Source organism: Sphingomonas sp. DC1600-2 (genome assembly GCF_049897605.1).
GTDB lineage: Bacteria > Pseudomonadota > Alphaproteobacteria > Sphingomonadales > Sphingomonadaceae > Sphingomonas.
In genome coordinates, this window is the sequence record NZ_JAFCWO010000002.1 from 609,308 (window position 1) to 627,722 (window position 18,415).

Genomic DNA, 18,415 nt, shown 5'->3' on the forward strand with positions numbered 1-18,415 from the left:
TCGGCTGGCACAGAGCGCGGACATGGTCGCCGCAATCCTGTTCCACCTTTCCCGGTCGCTTTGGCAAAGGGCATGGCCCCTTTGGGCCGCCCTCCCCACGGCGCTGCTGCTGTGCTCGCTCGCGGGACCAGCCCGTGCGGACGATATCTCCGCCACCGCCCGCGGGGTCGTGCGCGTCGTCACCATCGCGATCGTCGATGACGAAGTGGTCGGCTTCGGCCATGGCAGCGGCTTCGCGGTCGCGCCCAACCGCATCGTCACCAACGCCCATGTCGTTGAGCTGCTGACGCGCTATCCCGGCAATGTCGTAATCGGCATCGTGCCGTCGGAAGGCAGCAAGAGCTATCAGGGCAAAGTGATCGCGATCGACACGGTCCATGATCTCGCGCTGATCGAATTTTCCGGAACGCCGCTTCCGCCCGTGGCGCTGTATACCGGGCCGGTGTCCGAAGGCGGGATGGTCACCGCGCTCGGCTATCCCGGCAATGTCGATCTCGCGACCGCGCGCTCGGCGGTCGATTACATCCATCCTCTCTCGCCGATCCGCACCGAAGGGGTGTTTTCCGGACGCCGTCAGATGTCGGGGACCGACGTGCTGCTGCACACAGCGGGCATCGCACGCGGCAATTCGGGCGGGCCGTTGCTGGATCCGTGCGGGCGCGTGATCGGCGTCAACTCGGCGATCACGCGGGGTGAAGAGGGCGATTCGAGCTTTGGCTTCGCCATCGCCGACAGCGAACTTGCCGCCTTCCTCACCAAGGCCAAGCAACCCTTCCAGGCGGTTGGCATGCCCTGCACCAGCATCGCCGAGATCGACAAGGCCGAGCGCGAAGCCGACGCACAAGCCTCCGCCGAGGCCGACACGGCCAAGCGCGACGCGGCGGGCAAAGCCGTGCTGGCGCGCGAGGCCGCGCTGACCGCCGCCCGCGACGCCGCTGACCGCCACCGCGAGAACGTCATGGCGATCGCAACCTTGATGCTGGTACTGGGCGCGATGGCCATTGGCGCAGGGGGCCTGCTCGACGCGCAAGCGATGCGGCGCAAGGCGATCTGGGCCTGGGCAATCGGTGGTCTGGTGATGGTTGGCGCAGTGGTCGTGTTCGTGCTGCGCCCAACCGGCACCGTCTCGCTTCCCGCCGCGACACCGGCGGCGGTCGTGCCGCTCGCCCCGACCGTGTCCTCCACCACGCCGCTCGGCAAATTGCAGTGCCGTTTCGTACCCGAGCGGAGCCGCGTCATTTCCTCGTCCACCACCGATCTAACGCTCGACTGGGGCAAGGCCGGCTGCATGAACGGGCGCGTCCAATATGCCGAAAACGGCAGCAAGTGGGACCGCATCCTCGTTCCCGCCGAGGAACAGACCGTATCGATCTTGCAGTTCGACCCGGCGACGCTCAGCTATGTCACCACCCGCTATTTTCTGGGTGCGGCCGAGATGGACAGCGTGCGCAAGATCCGCAGCCAGGTGACGGTGAAGGCCTGTTCCGCCGACGAAGCAAGCCGCGCCAATCTCGCGACCCAACAATCCGCTATTCGCACCGCCCTGCCCGCCCAGCCCAATGAGAAGATCGTCTACCGCTGCACCCCAGCATCGGGTGCGGCGACCTCAGGCGGCTGACACGCGATCCACCCGGGCGGCAAAGCAGCCGGGTTTGGCATTGTGGACGTGGAGATACGCGACGCGCGGATCCGAGAAGAACCCATCGATCGCGGTGGCGAGCCCGCTGCCGTCGATCACATCCGCGTCCAGCATCATCCCGGCCGCATCGAACGCGCGCACCGACAACAGGCGAATCGCCAGTTGCTCGGGAATGCTGTTGACGAACACCGCCGCAGTCTCGGCCCCTTCGCGAACGAAAATCGCGTGGCACGAGCGATAGGGCGTGGCGACCGGCAGATGCTCGTAATTGAGCAACAGCACCGTCTCCCCGACCGCCGCATCCTCCAGCGTCACGCGGCACGGCGAACCGGGCGCAGCCTCCACCACCATCCGGATCGCTCCCTGCGCTGCCAGAGCCGCATCGCTCTGTCCGTAAAGGTGCCGAAAGGGCGCGGGGTCGATTCCCGCAATCACGAAGCCGCTCATTTCACCCGCTCCCGCGTCCGCAGCGCGACCTTGCGGTCAATCCCATAAGCATAGCCGCCCAGCGTCCCGTCGGTGCGCTGCGCGCGGTGGCACGGCACGATGATCGACACCGGATTGGCACCGCACGCCGTTCCCGCCGCGCGCACCGCTTTCGGGTTGCCAACCGCCGTCGCCAGCTCGGCATAGCTGCGCGTCTCGCCCAACGGGATCGCGCGCAGCGCCTGCCAGATCGCTTCCTGAAAGGCCGTGCCCTGCACGTCGAGCGGCAAGTCGCGATCGCGATCGGGCGATTCGACGCTTGCCACCACCTGCGCCGCCAGATCGGCCAGCGCGGCACCACCCGGCACGATCTCGGCATGCGGGAAGCGCGCGCGGAGCGCCGCCTCGCCCTCGTCAAACGAGACGCGGCACAACCCCTTGTCGGTCGCGGCCACCAGCATTGCGCCGAGACTGGTATCGGCCACGGTCCAGCGGATCGTTACCCCCGCCCCGCCGCACTTCCACGCGCTCGGTGTCATGCCCAGCCGCTTGGCCCCGCCATCGTAAAAGCGGCTCGGCGCGGAATAGCCGGCCTCGTAAATCGCCTCGGTCACGCTGGCGGTACGCGCCAGCGCGCGCGCCGCGCGCTGCGCCATCAGGCCGCGCGCATAGGCCGCCGGGGTCACCCCGGTCGCGCGCTTGAACAGACGGTGGAAATGATGCGGCGCATAGCCGACCTGCGCGGCGAGATCCTCAAGCGGCACCACTTCCTCGGCCCCCTCGATCAGCGCGACCGCGCGCGCCACCGCGATCCGGTCGCGCCCGACCGCGTCGGGGACACAACGCAGGCACGCCCGGAACCCCGCCGCGCGTGCCTCCTCGGGCGTGCGGTAGAAGACGATATTCTCGCGCTTCGGGTGACGCGCCGGACAGCTTGGCTTGCAATAGATGCCGGTGGTTTTCACCGCGCCGACAAAGCGCCCATCGGAATGCCGGTCGCGCGCTTCGAACGCTTTCCAGGCGGCGTCGGGATCAAGGGGGAGGGTTTCGGTCATGCGACGATATACGCATGGTCCCGATGCGCCCACATCCCGTGGCTTGCGATCAAAGCAGCGCGCTCAACCGCCATTCGCTTCGAACAGCTCCAGCGTCCGTTCCTTGGCCAGATCGGCGCTTGGCTCGTGATAATCCTTGCGGCGATCCGAATTGAAGCCGTGGCCTGCCTCATACACATAGACCGTCGCCTTGGGCCACGCCTTGGCGATCACCTTTTCGACCCCATCCATCGCGATATGGTCGTCATGGCGGCCGAAATGCAGGATGACCGGGACCTTCGGTTCCTCATCCGCCGCATCGGGGATCAAGCTGCCATAATAAGCCGAGGCGGCGGCCACATTATGCAGGCGCGTCGCCGCGAACCACGCGACCGATCCACCATAGCAATAGCCGACCACGAACACCGGCCCGCGCCCGGCCAGCGCGTCGATGCAGGTCTGCACGTCGGCAAGCGTCAGATCGAACGGGTGCAGCTCACGCGCGAGTTGCACGCTGCGGGCAAACCCCTCGCCGGTATAGTCAGCCTCGAAGCCAGGATGCTCGCGGTCGAACAGCGCGGGGGCCAGCACTTCATAACCGTCGGCGGCATATTCCTCGCACAAATCGCGGATATGGTCGGTGACGCCGAAGATCTCCTGGACCAGCACGAGCCCGCCCTTGCGTCGCCCGGTCGGCTCGGCGTGATAGACGCCGATCTCGGCACCGTCCGACATGATCTTCTTTTGCATCTGGCCGGTCATAGAATCGCTCCGCCTCACACCCCTGCGGCGCAATCGCTACCAACATTGCGACCGGCGCGAAAGCGGCGCGTCAGGCCGCGCGCACATCCGCGATCAAGCGGTTGATTTGCGTGCGGAGCCGTTCGACGCCGCCCGCCACATCCTCGGCGGTGCGGGTGACATGGTCGGCGGTGTAGCGCGAGCGTTGCGCACGGTCGCGTAGGGTCTGCATGTTGGCGGCGGCATCGGCGGTGCCATCCTCGACCTCGGCGATCGCGAGCGCGATCGCCTGCGTCATGCCGCGCTGCTGGTCGACCGCCGCCGCAACATTGGCCGAGGATTGATCCAAATCCGCCACGAGCGAATCCACCGATTCGATCGTGGCAAGGACAGTGTCGCTGGCGGTACGGACGGCGGCGAGGCGTGCCTCGATCCGGCCGGCGGCGGACTGGGTTTGGCGGGCAAGCCCCTTCACTTCGTCGGCCACCACGGCAAAGCCCCGCCCCGCCTCGCCCGCCCGCGCCGCCTCGATCGTCGCATTGAGCGCAAGCAGATTGGTCTGCCCCGCCACCGCCGTGATCATGTCGAGCACGGTGGCGATTTCCACCACCAACGCGCCCAGCGATTCGGCGCGGTCACGCCCCTCGAGCGTGCGCGCCCGCACCGTTGCCACGCTTGCGCGCGATTCGTTGGCGGCCCGGCTGATGCGGTCGATCGCGCCGGCCAACGCCGTCGCCGAATGCGCGATGGTGCGGGCGTTGGTGGCGCTCTGTTCGGTCAGCGCGGCGGTCGCCATCGCTTGTTCTTCGGTGGCTCCCGCCTCGCCCGCCATCGCCGCTGCCGTCTCGCGGAGCGCAGGGCCGGCCGACACCAACTGACTGACCGAAGCGCCCGCTTCCCCTTCAAACACGCGGAACAGCGCGTCCAGATGCGCCGCGCGGCGGGCGCGGGCGGCATCCTCGCGCCGTTCGTTCGCGCTCAAGGCGTCGGCGGTGCGGCGCGCCTCTTCACTCAGGCGCCGCGCATCGGCTGAGCGTTGCCGGGCGAACGCCAGCGCGCGCGCGATTTCGCCAATCTCATCGCTGCGATCGAGCGCCGGGATAGCCACGTCGGCGCGGTCGAGCGTGATGCTGCGAGTCGCCTCCGCAATCAGGGCGAGCGGCTGCTCGACCTGGCGGGCGAGCATTCGCATCCCCCAGAAAGCGACGAGGATCGCCGCCACCGTCACCAGCGCGACCAGAATATAGACTTGGCCAAACCCGGTTTCGAGGGCGCTGCGTTCGCGCAGCGCATCCGCACGGAGATCGGCGATCAGCGTCGCGCTTGTTCCCGTCAGCGGATCGATCGCCGCGTACAACGCGCCGCTGACGAAAAAGTCGAGCTGATCGGTGCGCCCTGCCCGCAGCAGGACCAGCAGCTTGTCGAGCGCCGCGTCGGCGTCATGCCGCGCCGAATCGACCTTCGCCACCTCATCGGCCCGGCGCGTGTCCAGGTTGTGATGGACGAAGGCGTCCCAGCTCGAAGCGATTTCTGCCCGATTGGCCTCGATCGTCGCCACTGCGCCCGAAGCCGACAGATTGCCGCTGCGTACCTTGTGCGCGGTCAACAAGGCTGTGGCGTAATTGGCGTTGACGCGTTGCAGTTCGCCGATCGGATAGAGCCGGTCCATGACCAGCGTGCGGACCCCGTGGCTGGTCGCCAGCGTCGTCCCGATCAAGGCGAGTGCGAGCATCGTCTGCATGGCCAGCAACGCCCAGACGATCCGCCGCAATTGTACGCGGATGTTGCCGCGACCTGTTTGCCAACGCAAAAACAACAGGCTCAGTCGAGCCGGAAGGACGGATAGCGAGCGGGGCAGCGCGATACGGTTCATGAATCTCGCTATGGCCGCCAAGGCGCGAACAGATGGTTAAGCCAATGTTACACTTGTGTGAAATACGAACAAAACGCTGGCCAATGCGTCGGCGGACGCGGTGCGCGCTTTCGACGTCCGCCGCATGACTTGCATCGCGCCCTACCCAATGCTAACCGCCCGCCAACCCATCTGAAGGCGCATTCCCCAACGCCCTCTATTTGCATGGGGCCACCATTCGTGCCCAAGAGGACCCCAATCGCGTGGAGACATCCGGCGGTATTCAAGCAAGCTTAAGCGGACGCTATGCGACCGCGCTCTTCGAGCTTGCCCGTGACAGCAAAGCCATTGACGCGGTCGAGGCGAGCCTTGGCCGCGTTCGCGCTGCCATCGCGCAATCGAGCGAATTCGCGCAGTTGATCGGCAGCCCGATCGTCTCGCGCGCCGACGCCGCGCGCGCGGTCGCAGCGGCGGCCGAGATGATCGACGTGGACGACACCACCGCCAAGTTCCTCGGCGTTCTCGCCGAGAACCGGCGCTTGTCCCAATTGCCAGCGATCATCCGCGCCTTCCGCGACCTCGCCGCGCGCCATCGTGGCGAAACGACCGCTGAGGTGACCTCCGCGCATCCGCTGACCGAAGAGCAGGTCGACGCGCTGAAGCAGCAGCTGCGCACCCGCATCGGCACCGATGTCTCGGTCGAGCTCGCGGTCGACCCCACTCTCCTCGGCGGTCTGGTTGTCCAGATCGGTTCGCAACGGATTGACTCGTCGATCCGCACCCGTCTCAATACTCTCGCGCACGCGATGAAAGGTTAAGTCATGGATATCCGCGCCGCAGAAATCTCGAAGGTCATCAAGGACCAGATCGCCAACTTCGGCACCGAAGCGCAGGTTTCGGAAACCGGCCAGGTGCTGAGCGTCGGTGACGGCATCGCCCGCATCTTCGGGCTCGACAACGTCCAGGCGGGCGAAATGGTCGAGTTCTCGAACGGCGTGCAGGGCATGGCGCTCAACCTCGAAGCCGATAACGTCGGCGTCGTGATCTTCGGCTCGGACAGCCAGATCAAGGAAGGCGATGTCGTCAAGCGCACCGGCACGATCGTCGATGTTCCCGTCGGCAAGGGCCTGTTGGGTCGCGTCGTCGATGGTCTCGGCAACCCGATCGACGGCAAGGGCCCGATCGTTTCCGACCAGCGCAGCCGCGTCGAAGTCAAGGCGCCGGGCATCATCCCGCGTCAGGGCGTCAACGAGCCGGTGCAGACCGGCCTCAAGGCAATCGACGCGCTCGTTCCCGTCGGCCGTGGCCAGCGCGAGCTGATCATCGGCGATCGCCAGACCGGCAAATCCGCCGTCGCGATCGATACCTTCATCAACCAGAAGGCCGCGCATCAGGGCGATGACGAGAGCAAGAAGCTCTATTGCATCTATGTCGCCGTCGGCCAGAAGCGCTCGACCGTCGCGCAGCTCGTCCGCACGCTGACCGAAAACGGCGCGATGGACTATTCGATCGTCGTCGCCGCAACCGCGTCGGACCCCGCCCCGCTGCAGTTCCTCGCGCCGTACACCGGCTGCGCGATGGGCGAATATTTCCGTGACAACGGCATGCACGCCGTCATCGTCTATGACGATCTGTCCAAGCAGGCCGTTGCCTATCGCCAGATGTCGCTGCTGCTGCGTCGCCCGCCGGGCCGCGAAGCCTATCCCGGCGACGTGTTCTATCTCCACTCGCGTCTCCTCGAGCGCGCGGCGAAGATGAACGACGCCAATGGCGGCGGCTCGCTGACAGCACTCCCGATCATCGAAACGCAGGCAGGCGACGTGTCGGCCTACATCCCGACCAACGTGATCTCGATCACCGACGGCCAGATCTTCCTCGAAACCGACCTGTTCTTCGCGGGCGTCCGCCCCGCGATCAACGTCGGTCTGTCGGTGTCGCGCGTCGGCTCCGCCGCCCAGACCAAGGCGATGAAGAAGGTGTCGGGCTCGATCAAGCTCGAGCTCGCCCAGTATCGCGAAATGGCCGCCTTCGCGCAGTTCGGTTCGGACCTCGATGCTTCCACGCAGAAGCTGCTCAACCGCGGCGCGCGCCTGACCGAGCTGCTGAAGCAGGCGCAGTTCTCGCCTATGCCGTTCGAAGAGCAGACCGTGTCGATCTTCGCGGGTACGCAGGGCTTCCTCGATACCGTTCCGGTCAACGCCGTCGTCCGCTATGAACAGGCGATGCTGGCGGCGATGCGCAGCGATCACGCCGATCTCCTGAAGGACATTCGCGACAAGCGCGATCTGTCGAAGGAGACGACGGAAGCGCTGAAGACCGCGCTGGGTGCGTTTTCGAAGACGTTTGCGTAAAACCCTCCCTCTCCCCACCGGGGAGAGGGCAGACGAGCGAAGCGAAGTCGGGAGAGGGGCCGTAACGCGGACGGAAGTTTGTGGGACGGCCCCTCTCCCCGACCCTCTCCCCGGAGGGGAGAGGGAGAAGAAGGACTAGAATGGCAAGCCTCAAGGCCCTCAAGATCCGCATCGGCTCGGTGAAGTCGACGCAGAAGATCACCAAGGCGATGAAGATGGTCGCCGCCGCGAAACTGCGCCGTGCGCAGGAGGCCGCAGTCGCTGGCCGTCCCTATGCCGAGCAGCTCGAAAAGGTGATGGCGAGCCTCGCCGCCAAGGTTTCGGTCAGCGAATCGAGCCCCAAGCTGCTCGCGGGCACCGGCAAGGACCAGGTCCACCTGCTGATCATCGCCACCTCCGAGCGTGGTCTCGCCGGTGCGTTCAACTCGAACATCGTCCGCGCCGCACGCCGCAAGGCCGAAGAGTTGGAAGCCGCTGGCAAGACCGTGAAATTCTATGTGGCGGGCAAGAAGGGTCGCGTGATCAAGCGCTTCTTCCCGACGCAAATCGCCGCCGACCATGAGATGAGCCACATCAAGACGGTCGCCTTCGCCGATGCGCGCGCGATTGCAGACGATGTCATCGCGCGGTTCGAGGCGGGCGAATTCGACATCGCGCACCTGTTCTACGCCAAGTTCCAGTCGGCTTTGGTGCAAGAACCGGTCGGTCGCCAGATCATCCCGGTCGCAATCGACACCACCGCCGCTCCCGTGGCGGATGGCGGTGCTGCGGTCGAGTATGAGCCCGATGAGGAAACGATCCTCGCCGATTTGCTGCCGCGCAACGTCGCGATCCAGATTTTCCGCGCGCTGCTCGAAAACGCAGCGTCGGAGCAAGGCAGCCGCATGACCGCGATGGACAATGCGACGCGCAACGCCGGCGACATGATCAATCGCCTGACGATCCAGTATAACCGCAGCCGCCAGGCCGCGATCACCACCGAGTTGGTGGAAATCATCTCCGGCGCCGAAGCGCTCAAGTAGTCGATACGAGGAAAGCATCATGGCAACCGCCCCAGACACACTCGCCCCGGCGACCACCAACAGCGTCGGCCGCATCTCGCAGGTCATCGGCGCCGTCGTCGACGTGACCTTTGAGCAGGACCGCCTGCCCGCGATTTTGAACGCGCTGGAAACCTCGAACAACGGCAACCGCCTGGTGCTCGAAGTCGCGCAGCATCTCGGTGAGAACACCGTCCGCACGATCGCGATGGACTCGACCGAGGGCCTGACGCGCGGCCAGGAAGTGACCGACACCGGCTCGCAGATCCGCGTGCCCGTTGGCCCGCAGACGCTGGGACGCATCCTCAACGTCATCGGCGAGCCGATCGACGAGCGTGGCCCGGTTGGCCACACCGACACGATGCCGATCCACGCCCCTGCCCCGCTTTTCGTCGACCAGTCGACCGAGAGCGCGATTCTCGTAACCGGCATCAAGGTCATCGATCTGCTCGCACCCTACGCAAAGGGCGGCAAGATCGGCCTGTTCGGCGGCGCCGGCGTCGGCAAGACCGTGCTGATCCAGGAACTGATCAACAACATCGCCAAGGGCCATGGCGGCACCTCGGTGTTCGCGGGCGTCGGCGAGCGTACCCGCGAGGGTAACGATCTGTACCACGAATTCCTCGACGCAGGCGTCATCGCCAAGGATGCCGACGGCAACCCGACGCCGGAAGGCTCGAAGGTCGCTCTGGTGTTCGGCCAGATGAACGAGCCGCCGGGCGCGCGTGCCCGCGTCGCGCTCTCGGGCCTGACGATCGCCGAATATTTCCGCGACGTCGAAGGCCAGGACGTGCTGTTCTTCGTCGACAACATCTTCCGCTTCACCCAGGCGGGTTCGGAAGTGTCGGCCCTGCTCGGCCGCATCCCGTCGGCGGTGGGCTATCAGCCGACGCTGTCGACCGACATGGGCGCGCTGCAGGAGCGTATCACCTCGACCAACAAGGGCTCGATCACCTCGGTGCAGGCGATCTACGTTCCGGCCGACGATTTGACCGATCCGGCTCCCGCCACCTCGTTCGCCCACTTGGACGCGACGACCAACCTCAACCGCGCGATTTCGGAGCTGGGCATTTACCCGGCGGTCGATCCGCTCGACTCGACCTCGCGCGTGCTGACCCCCGCGATCGTCGGCCAGGAGCATTACGACACCGCCCGCCGCGTCCAGGAGACGCTGCAGCGCTACAAGTCGCTGCAGGACATCATCGCCATTCTGGGCATGGACGAGCTGTCGGAAGAAGATAAGTCGATCGTGTCGCGCGCGCGCAAGATCCAGCGCTTCCTCAGCCAGCCGTTCCACGTCGCCGAAGTGTTCACCGGCATTCCGGGCAAGTTCGTCCAGGTCGAAGACACCGTGAAGTCGTTCAAGGCGGTCGTCGACGGTGAGTATGATCACTTGCCCGAGAGCGCGTTCTACATGGTCGGCGGCATCGACGAAGCGATCGCCAAGGCCGAAAAGATGGCGCAGGAAGCGTAATCCAAACTCCCCTCCCGCTTACGGGAGGGGCTGGGGGAGGGCCTGAAAGCAGGCGCTTCTCCAACCATAACGCCCCTCCCCCGACCCCTCCCGCACGCGGGAGGGGGGAAGGAAGAAGACAATGCTGCACTTCGAACTCGTCACGCCTGAAAAGCTCGTCCGCTCGGAGGACGTGTACATGGTCGTCGTCCCCGGATCGGAAGGTGATTTCGGCGTGCTGGAGGGCCATGCGCCAGTGATGTCGACCATCCGCGACGGCGCGCTATCGGTCTATCGCACCGAAAAGGGCGAACCCGAGCTGATCGCGATCGAAGGCGGTTTCGCCGAAGTGAACGCCAACGGCCTCACCGTGCTGGCGGAACGCGCCGCCTAAGTCGAGCTGCCCTGCCCTTTACGCGGCGTTAACTACACCCTGCGACATAGCGGGCCATGGATATGCTCCTTGGCCAACTCTCCCGTCCCCTGCCTCATAGCGTAAGTGCGGTGTCGGTGCGTGCGGGCTGGATCGCGCTCGCGGCCACCATTGGCGCTGCGGTGCTGCTGCGCTTCGGTCTGTTCGGCAATCCGATCGCGGGGCTGGACGAGCAGCTCTATCTGCTGGTCGGCGACCGGATGTGGCATGGGGAACTGCCCTATGTCGACATTTGGGACCGCAAGCCGCTAGGCCTGTTCGTGCTCTTTGCCGCGATCCGGCTCTTGCCGGGGAACGGATTCCTTGCTGCGCAAATGGTCGCCACGGCCTTTGCCGCCGCCACCGCCTTCCTGATCGCGTTGTTCATGCGACGGCGCGTTGGCTGGGTTCCCGCGACGATGGCGGGGATGTTCTATCTCGCGCAGCTCAACATCTTGTGGGGCGACACCACCCAAACGCCGGTGTTTTATGATCTGCTGGTGATGGCAGCGGCGATGCTGACCTTGCGCGCCAGCGACACTGCCAATGAGCGTGTGCGCACCGGCAGCGGCGTAGCGGCGATGGCGCTGATCGGCCTCGCCATCCAGATCAAGACCAATGCCGTCTTCCAGGGCGGGTTCTTCGGGGCCTGGCTAATCTGGTCGGTGTGGCGCGAGACCCGCGACCCGACCCGCATTTTGCGTCTGGCCGTGCCGATGGTGCTCGCCGCCGCGCTGCCTACCCTGGCGGCAATGCTGTCCTACGCCGCGCTCGGCCATTTCGATGCCTGGTGGCAAGCCAATGTGCTGTCAGTGATCGCCAAGGGCAGGCCGACCGACCCTGCGGCGATCGACAATCTCGCCACGTCGGTCATCCTCACTTTACCCGCCCTGGTGGTTGCGCTGCTGGGCCTATGGGCCCGCACCGAGCGCTTCCAGGTGTGGGGGCAAGAGACGCTCTTCATTCTCGGCTGGATCGCGTTCGGACTGGTCGATTTCGCCGCGATCGGCGGATATTTCCCGCATTACGCGATTCCGCTGGTGCTGGCGTGCTGCCCGTTGATCGCGCATGCGTTTGCCATTCCTCGTTTCGGCAAGGCGCTCTTCGCCACGGTGATGGCGTGGCCGCTATTTTACGCGGTCGTCGTCGCGCCCAAGATCGGCGCGATCGAGCGCGTCTATGCCGCCAATGTCGTCGCCGCACTGCCAAGCGATGTGAAGACGCGCTGCCTGTTCATCTACGAAGGCCCCGTCGCTTATTATCAACTCAGCAATGCGTGCCGGGTGACGCGCTTCGCCTTCACCGCGCATCTCAGTTCCACGCGCGAGGCCAATGCGCTGGGCGTCGACCAGGCGCAGGCACTTCGCGACGCGTTGGCGCGACGGCCGGGCACGATCATCACCATCGCGCATTCGATCTGGACCGACCGTAACCCGGCGATGGAACGACTCCTAAGTGCCACGCTGGCCCGCGATTACCATCCTACGGCTGGCCTGCCCCACCGCGTCTATACCGGCGGGCGCGACCAACTCGTGATCTGGCGGCGCAACGCCGGACGCTAAAGCCGAAACCCCGCGACCGTGGTTAGGCAATTGTAAAAGCTTGGGCGCTAGCGTCCGGGCGAACGACAAGGAACTGAGTGGCATGAGTGCATTTGGGCGCAGACCTGGATCAGCCGGACCGGGCACCCGGCCAGCCTTCGGCGTCGCGCGGCCGATGCACGGCGCGGGCGTCCGCCCGGCGACCGAGGCGGAAACCGCCAGCGATCAGTTCCCGCCGCTGCCCCTGCCGCCGCTTCCGGGCGAAGCCGAGCCGAGCGGCAACATGCCCGGCCTGCAAATGGACGCGATGCAGCGCCTCGCCGACCGGCAAGCGTCTTCGGGCGATGCCGGCAATTCCAAGGTTGAGGGCTTCGAGAGCTCGATTCACAAGATCAAAGAACAGGTGCTCCCGCGCCTGCTCGAACGCGTCGATCCCGAAGCCGCTGCGACGCTCGACAAGGACGAGTTGGCCGAGGAATTCCGCCCGATTATCGGCGAAGTGCTCGCCGAGTTGAAGCTGACGCTCAACCGCCGCGAACAGTTCGCGCTGGAAAAGGTGCTGGTCGACGAACTGCTCGGCCTCGGCCCGCTCGAGGAATTGCTCGCCGACCCGAACATCACCGACATCATGGTCAATGGCCCCGAGCAGACCTATGTCGAGCGCAAGGGCAAGCTCGAACTCGCGCAGATCCAGTTCCGCGACGAGGAGCATCTCTTCCAGATCGCGCAGCGCATCTGCAACTCGGTCGGCCGCCGCGTCGACCAGACCACCCCGCTCGCCGACGCCCGCCTCAAGGACGGCAGCCGCGTCAACGTCATCGTCCCGCCGCTGTCGCTGCGCGGCACCGCGATCTCGATTCGTAAATTCTCGGCGAAACCCATCACGCTCGACATGATGGCAGGCTTCGGCTCGATGAGCCCGAAAATGGCGACCGCGCTGAAGATCGCGGGCGCGTGTCGCTTCAACGTCGTCATCTCGGGCGGTACGGGTTCGGGCAAGACGACGATGCTCAACGCGCTGTCGAAAATGATCGACCCGGGCGAGCGCGTGCTGACGATCGAGGATGCCGCCGAATTGCGCTTGCAGCAGCCGCACTGGCTGCCGCTCGAAACGCGGCCCGCCAACCTCGAAGGCCAGGGCGAAATCAGCATCCGGGATCTCGTCAAGAACGCGCTGCGTATGCGCCCGGATCGCATCATCCTCGGCGAAATCCGTGGGTCCGAGTGTTTCGACATGCTCGCCGCGATGAACACCGGTCACGACGGCTCGATGTGTACGCTCCACGCCAACTCCCCGCGCGAGGCGCTCGCGCGTATGGAGAACATGGTGATGATGTCCGACATCAAGGTGCCGAAGGAAGCGATCTCGCGTCAGATCGCCGATTCGGTCGAGATGATCATCCAGGTGAAGCGCCTGCGCGACGGTTCGCGCCGCGTCACCAACGTGACCGAGGTGATCGGCATGGAAGGCCCGGTGATCGTCACGCAGGAACTGTTCAAGTTCGAATATTTGGACGAGTCTGCGGACGGCAAGATCATCGGCGAATATCGCTCGATGGGCCTGCGCCCCTATACGCTGGAAAAGGCCCGCACCTTCGGCTTCGACCAGGCGTATCTTGAGGCGTGCCTCTGACCGCTAAATCGGGTATCAGTGGCGACCGATGCGTTGCCTCGTGTTTCTGTTTTTTTTGCTTTGCGCCGCCGCCCCCGATGCGCCGCCCATCACGCGTGCTCCGGCACCGCCCGCCCTCGAAACCGAAGCCCCCTGGGTTGCCTTCACGCTGACCCCCGCCGAGCAGATTTGCTTCCAGGCCGTCGTCGATGGCCATTCCGTGACGGCGATCCTCGATACAGGGGTGAGTACGTCGCTGCTGTCGCGACGGTTCGTCGATGCGGCCCGGATACGGGTGCGGCGCGGACATGCTGCCCTCGCAATTGGCGGCACGGTCGCCACTGGCTGGGTCGATCCATCGAGCGTCACCGTGGCGGCACGTACCGTGCACAGTCCCCGCTTGATGACCGCCCCTCTGCCGCCCGCAACGACGGGACAAGCGGCGATAGACCTGTTGGTCGGCAGCGACATCATCGGGGGCTACGCGCTCGACATCGATTATGCGGCGCAGCGTTTTCGCTTGCTCCCCTCGGGCAACCTCCCCTTCGCCGGGAGCATCGCGCCGCTCCGGATTGGCGGGGAATGGTCGACCTATGTGACCGATATTCTCGTCGGCAACCACCACCTGTCACGCATGGCGGTCGACACCGGAGACGGCAGCGCCATCACCGTTACCCAGCCAGCATGGTCCGCACTGGCCGAGAAACACCGTCCGACCAGTTCGACCATCAGCTACGGCGTGGGCGGGGCAGCGATTGTCGATCTTGCGATCGTGCCCGGAGTGCGCAGCGGGACAGCGCCCGCCCGCACCGTCGAAATGCGGATCGAGCCTTCGGGCGGCTACACCGCCACGATCGGCATGAACGGGCGGATCGGGTCGGGCTTCCTGCGCCACTATCGCGTCCTGCTCGATCCCCATGCCGGGCGGATGGTGTTGCTCCCCGACTCATCGGCGGACACGCCGCCGCTGCGTTCGACCAGCGGCCTTATTCTGCGCCGCGACGACGATCGGCTGACGGTGCTACACGTCATGCGGGGCGGCCCGGCCGAGGCGGACGGTTGGCAAGCGGGCGAACAGATTTGCGCGGTCGACGGGCTTCCCGTCAGCGCCGAAGCGAGCTTGCATTGGCCGGTCGATGCCGCCGGGCGCAGCGTGAAGCTGGCAACTTGCAATGGCATGACGCGTACGCTGACGTTACGCGCCTTCTATTGAGCGAGCCTGCGCGCGTTCGTCATCGATGCGCCGCCATGATCGCACACACGACCGCCGCGATGACCGCTGCCATTTGCAGGCTTGGCCAGTTGATCCATCCAACCTTGTCGAGGTCGCGCCGCGTCCGGTGTCGCCAGTCGCCCAACCCGGCGAGCGCCGCGACGACCATCGCGCCCGCCGCCGCCACCCACCAAAGCACTGCGTCGCTCAGTCGCCGAGCTTTTCGATCTTTTCGTGCAGCCGACCGAGTTCTGCCTTCAGAGCAGCAATCTCGTCGTCCTTGCTCGCGGCGCTTGCGGCCGGTGCCAGACCAGCCGCCACCCCTGGCTTGAACGCCGCAGTCGCCGCCTCGAACATCGCCATATTCTGCTTGGCCAATTCGGCGAAAGGCGAATTGGCGAACGCGCCCTCGACCGCCGATTTGAACTGCTGCTGGTTGCGGCGGAAGCTGTCCATCGACGCTTCGAGATAGCCCGGCACCATCGCCTGCATCGAATCGCCGTACATCGCGATCAACTGGCGCAGGAATGGCACCGGCAGCATCGTCTGCCCGCGCTGTTCCTCTTCCATGATGATCTGGGTCAGGATGTTGTGCGTGATGTCCTCTTCGGACTTTGCATCCACCACCTTGAAATCCCGCCCGTCACGGGTCATCGCAGCGAGGTGCTCGAGCGTGATGTAAGAGGATGTCTCGGTATTATAGAGGCGGCGGTTCGCGTATTTTTTAATGATCACCGGGCCATCGCCCGGAATGGTCTTCTTCATGAAGAAAGGCTCCCCGCCTGTGGTTGCGCAAGTCCTATCATCATTTATTGCCGCATCGCAACACGGCCCGCGCCCATTACCTTTGTTCCTCGACATTTTGCGTGATCAGACAGCGGGTTCGCCGGAACGAAGCGCAGCGGCGCTGGCGGGCCTGCGCGCCTATCAGGATGCGGCGCGCGCGAAACCGCGCAAAGCCATGCCTGCCCGTTTTCGAAAAGGACAGGCGCGGCTACGGGACTATGGGGCCAAGGGCGCGACCGGGCGGGCGGTCATCGTCATCCCGTCGCTCATCAACCCGCCGCATATCCTCGATTTGCGGCCCGAAAGCTCGCTGTTGCGCTGGCTCGCCAGCCAGGGCCATCGGCCGTTCCTGCTCGACTGGGGAACCCAGGGCCCCAAAGCGCGCGATTTGGACGTAGACGCACATATTACTCGCGTGTTGCTCCCGCTGATTGCCAAATTTTCGGTGCCGCCAATCCTGATCGGCTATTGCCTTGGCGGCACGATGGCCCTGGCCGCGTCCTGCCTGACCGAGGTTGCCGGGCTCGCGCTGATCGCTTCGCCATGGCATTTTACCGGTTACGGCTCCGCCGCGCGTGCAGAGATCGCCGCCTTGTGGGATTCGGCCAAGCCGGCCTGCGACACGCTCGGCCTGGTGCCGATGGAGGTGCTGCAAGCGGGTTTCTGGCGACTCGACCCAGCCCGCACGATCGCGAAATATGAAGCCTTTGCCGCGTTGGAGCCGGATAGCGAAGCCGCGCGCAGCTTTATCGCGCTGGAGGATTGGGCCAATGGCGGTGCGCCCCTGCCCTTTGCAACCGGCGTGCAAATCTTCGAAAATTTCATCGCGGCGGATACGCCTGGCACCGGTGCGTGGCAGATCGGCGGGGTGACGATCGCTCCTGCCGCCCTGTCCTGCCCGGCCATCGAGTTCGTGTCGCTCAACGACCGTATCGTCCCGGCCGCAAGCGCGGCCAACCTGCGCGACCGGCGCGATCTCGGCGCAGGCCATGTCGGCATGATCGTCGGGCGCGGCGCGCGCACGCAATTGTGGGAGCCATTGTCGGACTGGCTAAAGGCGCTGCCGCTGCCTAAATAGGCCACGACACAGATCCCGGAGAGACCCCATGCAGGACATCGTCATCACCGCCGCCAAGCGGACCCCCGTCGGCAGCTTCCTGGGAGCGTTTGCCGCAACGCCTGCGCACGAACTCGGACGGATCGCGATCGAGGCAGCCCTCGCGCAGGCTGGCGTAGCGGGCGCGGATGTGTCCGAAGTCATCCTGGGCCAGGTGCTGACCGCGGCGCAGGGCCAGAACCCGGCGCGGCAGGCGTCGATGGCGGCGGGCGTGCCGAAGGAAATCCCGGCCTGGGGCGTCAATCAGGTGTGCGGTTCGGGCCTGCGCGCGGTGGCGCTGGCCGCACAGGCGATCGCTACGGGCGATTCGACGATCGTCGTAGCAGGTGGGCAGGAATCGATGTCGATGAGCGCGCACGCGCAATTGCTGCGCGCCGGGCAGAAAATGGGCGACCTCAGCTTGATCGACACGATGGTCAAGGATGGGCTGACCGATGCCTTCAACAGCTATCACATGGGCATCACCGCCGAGAATCTGGCGGAGCAATATCAGATCACCCGCGCCGCGCAGGACGACTTTGCGGTGCGATCGCAAAATCTTGCCGACGCCGCCCGCTCCTCGGGCCGCTTTCGCGACGAGATCGCGCCCGTCACCATCAAGGGCCGCAAGGGCGACACGATCGTCGCCGACGACGAATATATCCGCGCTGGTGTTACGTTGGAAAGCGTGTCCGGCCTGCGCCCCGCTTTCAAAAAGGATGGCACGGTGACCGCCGCCAATGCCTCTGGCCTCAACGACGGAGCGGCCGCGCTGGTGCTGATGAGCCGCGCCGAAGCCGAACGCCGCGGATCGCCGATCCTGGCGCGCATCGCAAGCTGGGCATCGGCCGGTGTCGACCCTTCGATCATGGGGATCGGCCCCGTCCCCGCGACTCGGCGCGCACTACAAAAAGCCGGGTGGAGCATCGGTGACCTCGACTTGATCGAGGCGAACGAGGCGTTTGCGGCACAGGCGCTGTCGGTCGGCAAGGAACTCGAATGGGATGCCGAGCGCGTCAACGTGAACGGCGGCGCGATCGCCATCGGCCACCCGATCGGTGCTTCGGGTGCGCGCGTTCTGACGACGTTGCTGTACGAGATGGCCAAACGCGATGTGAACAAGGGCTTGGCGACGTTGTGTATCGGCGGCGGGATGGGGATTGCGCTGTGTGTGGAGCGATGAGGCTGCGGTCGCACCTCCGCAAGCATTTCCTGGCAA

Annotated in this window: 17 protein-coding genes; 11 read left to right on the plus strand and 6 right to left on the minus strand. The window is 65.5% G+C overall.

The annotated features are described in order from the left end of the window. The first annotated feature begins 22 nt into the window (after positions 1–22). Positions 23–1,618, plus strand: a complete 1,596-nt coding sequence (locus ACP7BL_RS06445; protein WP_426257891.1) for a S1C family serine protease — start codon at positions 23–25, stop codon at positions 1,616–1,618. Here ACP7BL_RS06445 and ACP7BL_RS06450 read toward each other — a convergent pair. From ACP7BL_RS06450 to ACP7BL_RS06465, 4 genes are all read right to left on the minus strand, one after another. Then, positions 1,607–2,086 carry a DUF1203 domain-containing protein gene (locus tag ACP7BL_RS06450; protein WP_033966357.1) on the minus strand — a complete coding sequence of 160 codons (480 nt, stop codon included), beginning with the start codon at positions 2,084–2,086 and terminating at the stop codon, positions 1,607–1,609. The genes ACP7BL_RS06445 and ACP7BL_RS06450 overlap by 12 nt on opposite strands. Further along, positions 2,083–3,120 (minus strand): bifunctional DNA-binding transcriptional regulator/O6-methylguanine-DNA methyltransferase Ada, encoded by a 1,038-nt coding sequence (gene ada / locus ACP7BL_RS06455; RefSeq protein ID WP_426257892.1) that lies wholly within the window; start codon positions 3,118–3,120, stop codon positions 2,083–2,085. The genes ACP7BL_RS06450 and ada overlap by 4 nt, the downstream gene beginning before the upstream one ends. A 63-nt stretch (positions 3,121–3,183) precedes the next feature. Further along, positions 3,184–3,861: a dienelactone hydrolase family protein gene (locus tag ACP7BL_RS06460; RefSeq protein ID WP_033966356.1), complete on the minus strand. Its 678-nt coding sequence runs from the start codon at positions 3,859–3,861 to the stop codon at positions 3,184–3,186. Positions 3,862–3,931: 70 nt separating this feature from the next. After that, complete coding sequence (locus tag ACP7BL_RS06465) at positions 3,932–5,713, minus strand: methyl-accepting chemotaxis protein (RefSeq protein WP_426257893.1); 1,782 nt, start codon at positions 5,711–5,713, stop codon at positions 3,932–3,934. A 242-nt stretch (positions 5,714–5,955) separates the two neighbouring features. Here ACP7BL_RS06465 and ACP7BL_RS06470 point away from each other — a divergent pair, with 242 nt between their 5' ends. From ACP7BL_RS06470 to ACP7BL_RS06505, 8 genes are all read left to right on the plus strand, one after another. Then, a complete protein-coding gene (locus ACP7BL_RS06470) occupies positions 5,956–6,510 on the plus strand; it encodes a F0F1 ATP synthase subunit delta (protein WP_010404110.1) in 555 nt (184 codons plus the stop codon). A gap of 3 nt (positions 6,511–6,513) precedes the next feature. After that, positions 6,514–8,043 carry a F0F1 ATP synthase subunit alpha gene (gene atpA, locus ACP7BL_RS06475; protein ID WP_010404112.1) on the plus strand — a complete coding sequence of 510 codons (1,530 nt, stop codon included), beginning with the start codon at positions 6,514–6,516 and terminating at the stop codon, positions 8,041–8,043. Positions 8,044–8,183: 140 nt separating this feature from the next. Then, a complete protein-coding gene (locus ACP7BL_RS06480) occupies positions 8,184–9,065 on the plus strand; it encodes a F0F1 ATP synthase subunit gamma (RefSeq protein ID WP_426257894.1) in 882 nt (293 codons plus the stop codon). Between the two features lie 19 nt (positions 9,066–9,084). After that, entirely contained in the window at positions 9,085–10,557 is a 1,473-nt protein-coding gene (atpD, locus tag ACP7BL_RS06485; RefSeq protein ID WP_010404115.1) for a F0F1 ATP synthase subunit beta, read from the plus strand. A 121-nt stretch (positions 10,558–10,678) separates the two neighbouring features. Continuing rightward, positions 10,679–10,930, plus strand: coding sequence for an ATP synthase F1 subunit epsilon (locus ACP7BL_RS06490; protein ID WP_010404117.1), 252 nt, complete (start codon positions 10,679–10,681; stop codon positions 10,928–10,930). A gap of 56 nt (positions 10,931–10,986) precedes the next feature. Continuing rightward, a complete protein-coding gene (locus tag ACP7BL_RS06495) occupies positions 10,987–12,510 on the plus strand; it encodes a glycosyltransferase family 39 protein (protein ID WP_426257895.1) in 1,524 nt (507 codons plus the stop codon). A gap of 82 nt (positions 12,511–12,592) precedes the next feature. Next, positions 12,593–14,122 carry a CpaF family protein gene (locus ACP7BL_RS06500; RefSeq protein WP_426257896.1) on the plus strand — a complete coding sequence of 510 codons (1,530 nt, stop codon included), beginning with the start codon at positions 12,593–12,595 and terminating at the stop codon, positions 14,120–14,122. Positions 14,123–14,162: 40 nt separating this feature from the next. Then, positions 14,163–15,314 (plus strand): aspartyl protease family protein, encoded by a 1,152-nt coding sequence (locus ACP7BL_RS06505; RefSeq protein WP_426257897.1) that lies wholly within the window; start codon positions 14,163–14,165, stop codon positions 15,312–15,314. A 19-nt stretch (positions 15,315–15,333) separates the two neighbouring features. On the opposite strand, the gene ACP7BL_RS06510 is transcribed toward ACP7BL_RS06505, so the two are convergent. Together ACP7BL_RS06510 and phaR are read right to left on the minus strand one after the other, a co-directional pair. After that, positions 15,334–15,513, minus strand: a complete 180-nt coding sequence (locus ACP7BL_RS06510) for a hypothetical protein (RefSeq protein ID WP_033966473.1) — start codon at positions 15,511–15,513, stop codon at positions 15,334–15,336. Between the two features lie 8 nt (positions 15,514–15,521). Next, on the minus strand, positions 15,522–16,079 hold the full coding sequence (gene phaR, locus ACP7BL_RS06515; RefSeq protein ID WP_126849106.1) for a polyhydroxyalkanoate synthesis repressor PhaR: 558 nt from the start codon (positions 16,077–16,079) through the stop codon (positions 15,522–15,524). Between phaR and ACP7BL_RS06520 the strand changes: the two genes are divergently transcribed. Together ACP7BL_RS06520 and ACP7BL_RS06525 are read left to right on the plus strand one after the other, a co-directional pair. After that, positions 16,078–17,178 carry an alpha/beta fold hydrolase gene (locus tag ACP7BL_RS06520; protein ID WP_426257898.1) on the plus strand — a complete coding sequence of 367 codons (1,101 nt, stop codon included), beginning with the start codon at positions 16,078–16,080 and terminating at the stop codon, positions 17,176–17,178. The two genes, phaR and ACP7BL_RS06520, sit on opposite strands and share 2 nt — an antisense overlap. Before the next feature lie 28 nt (positions 17,179–17,206). After that, complete coding sequence (locus ACP7BL_RS06525; protein WP_426257899.1) at positions 17,207–18,379, plus strand: acetyl-CoA C-acetyltransferase; 1,173 nt, start codon at positions 17,207–17,209, stop codon at positions 18,377–18,379. The last annotated feature ends 36 nt before the right edge of the window (positions 18,380–18,415 follow it).

Excerpts from the sequence above, each read along its gene's own strand:
- ACP7BL_RS06445 (WP_426257891.1), top strand. The coding sequence starts at position 23 with ATGGTCGCCGCAATCCTGTTCCACCTTTCCCGGTCGCTTTGGCAAAGG.
- ACP7BL_RS06450 (WP_033966357.1), bottom strand. The coding sequence starts at position 2,086 with ATGAGCGGCTTCGTGATTGCGGGAATCGACCCCGCGCCCTTTCGGCAC.
- ada (WP_426257892.1), bottom strand. The coding sequence starts at position 3,120 with ATGACCGAAACCCTCCCCCTTGATCCCGACGCCGCCTGGAAAGCGTTC.
- ACP7BL_RS06460 (WP_033966356.1), bottom strand. The coding sequence starts at position 3,861 with ATGACCGGCCAGATGCAAAAGAAGATCATGTCGGACGGTGCCGAGATC.
- ACP7BL_RS06465 (WP_426257893.1), bottom strand. The coding sequence starts at position 5,713 with ATGAACCGTATCGCGCTGCCCCGCTCGCTATCCGTCCTTCCGGCTCGA.
- atpA (WP_010404112.1), top strand. The coding sequence starts at position 6,514 with ATGGATATCCGCGCCGCAGAAATCTCGAAGGTCATCAAGGACCAGATC.
- ACP7BL_RS06480 (WP_426257894.1), top strand. The coding sequence starts at position 8,184 with ATGGCAAGCCTCAAGGCCCTCAAGATCCGCATCGGCTCGGTGAAGTCG.
- atpD (WP_010404115.1), top strand. The coding sequence starts at position 9,085 with ATGGCAACCGCCCCAGACACACTCGCCCCGGCGACCACCAACAGCGTC.
- ACP7BL_RS06490 (WP_010404117.1), top strand. The coding sequence starts at position 10,679 with ATGCTGCACTTCGAACTCGTCACGCCTGAAAAGCTCGTCCGCTCGGAG.
- ACP7BL_RS06495 (WP_426257895.1), top strand. The coding sequence starts at position 10,987 with ATGGATATGCTCCTTGGCCAACTCTCCCGTCCCCTGCCTCATAGCGTA.
- ACP7BL_RS06500 (WP_426257896.1), top strand. The coding sequence starts at position 12,593 with ATGAGTGCATTTGGGCGCAGACCTGGATCAGCCGGACCGGGCACCCGG.
- ACP7BL_RS06520 (WP_426257898.1), top strand. The coding sequence starts at position 16,078 with ATGAAGAAAGGCTCCCCGCCTGTGGTTGCGCAAGTCCTATCATCATTT.
- phaR (WP_126849106.1), bottom strand. The coding sequence starts at position 16,079 with ATGAAGAAGACCATTCCGGGCGATGGCCCGGTGATCATTAAAAAATAC.
- ACP7BL_RS06525 (WP_426257899.1), top strand. The coding sequence starts at position 17,207 with ATGCAGGACATCGTCATCACCGCCGCCAAGCGGACCCCCGTCGGCAGC.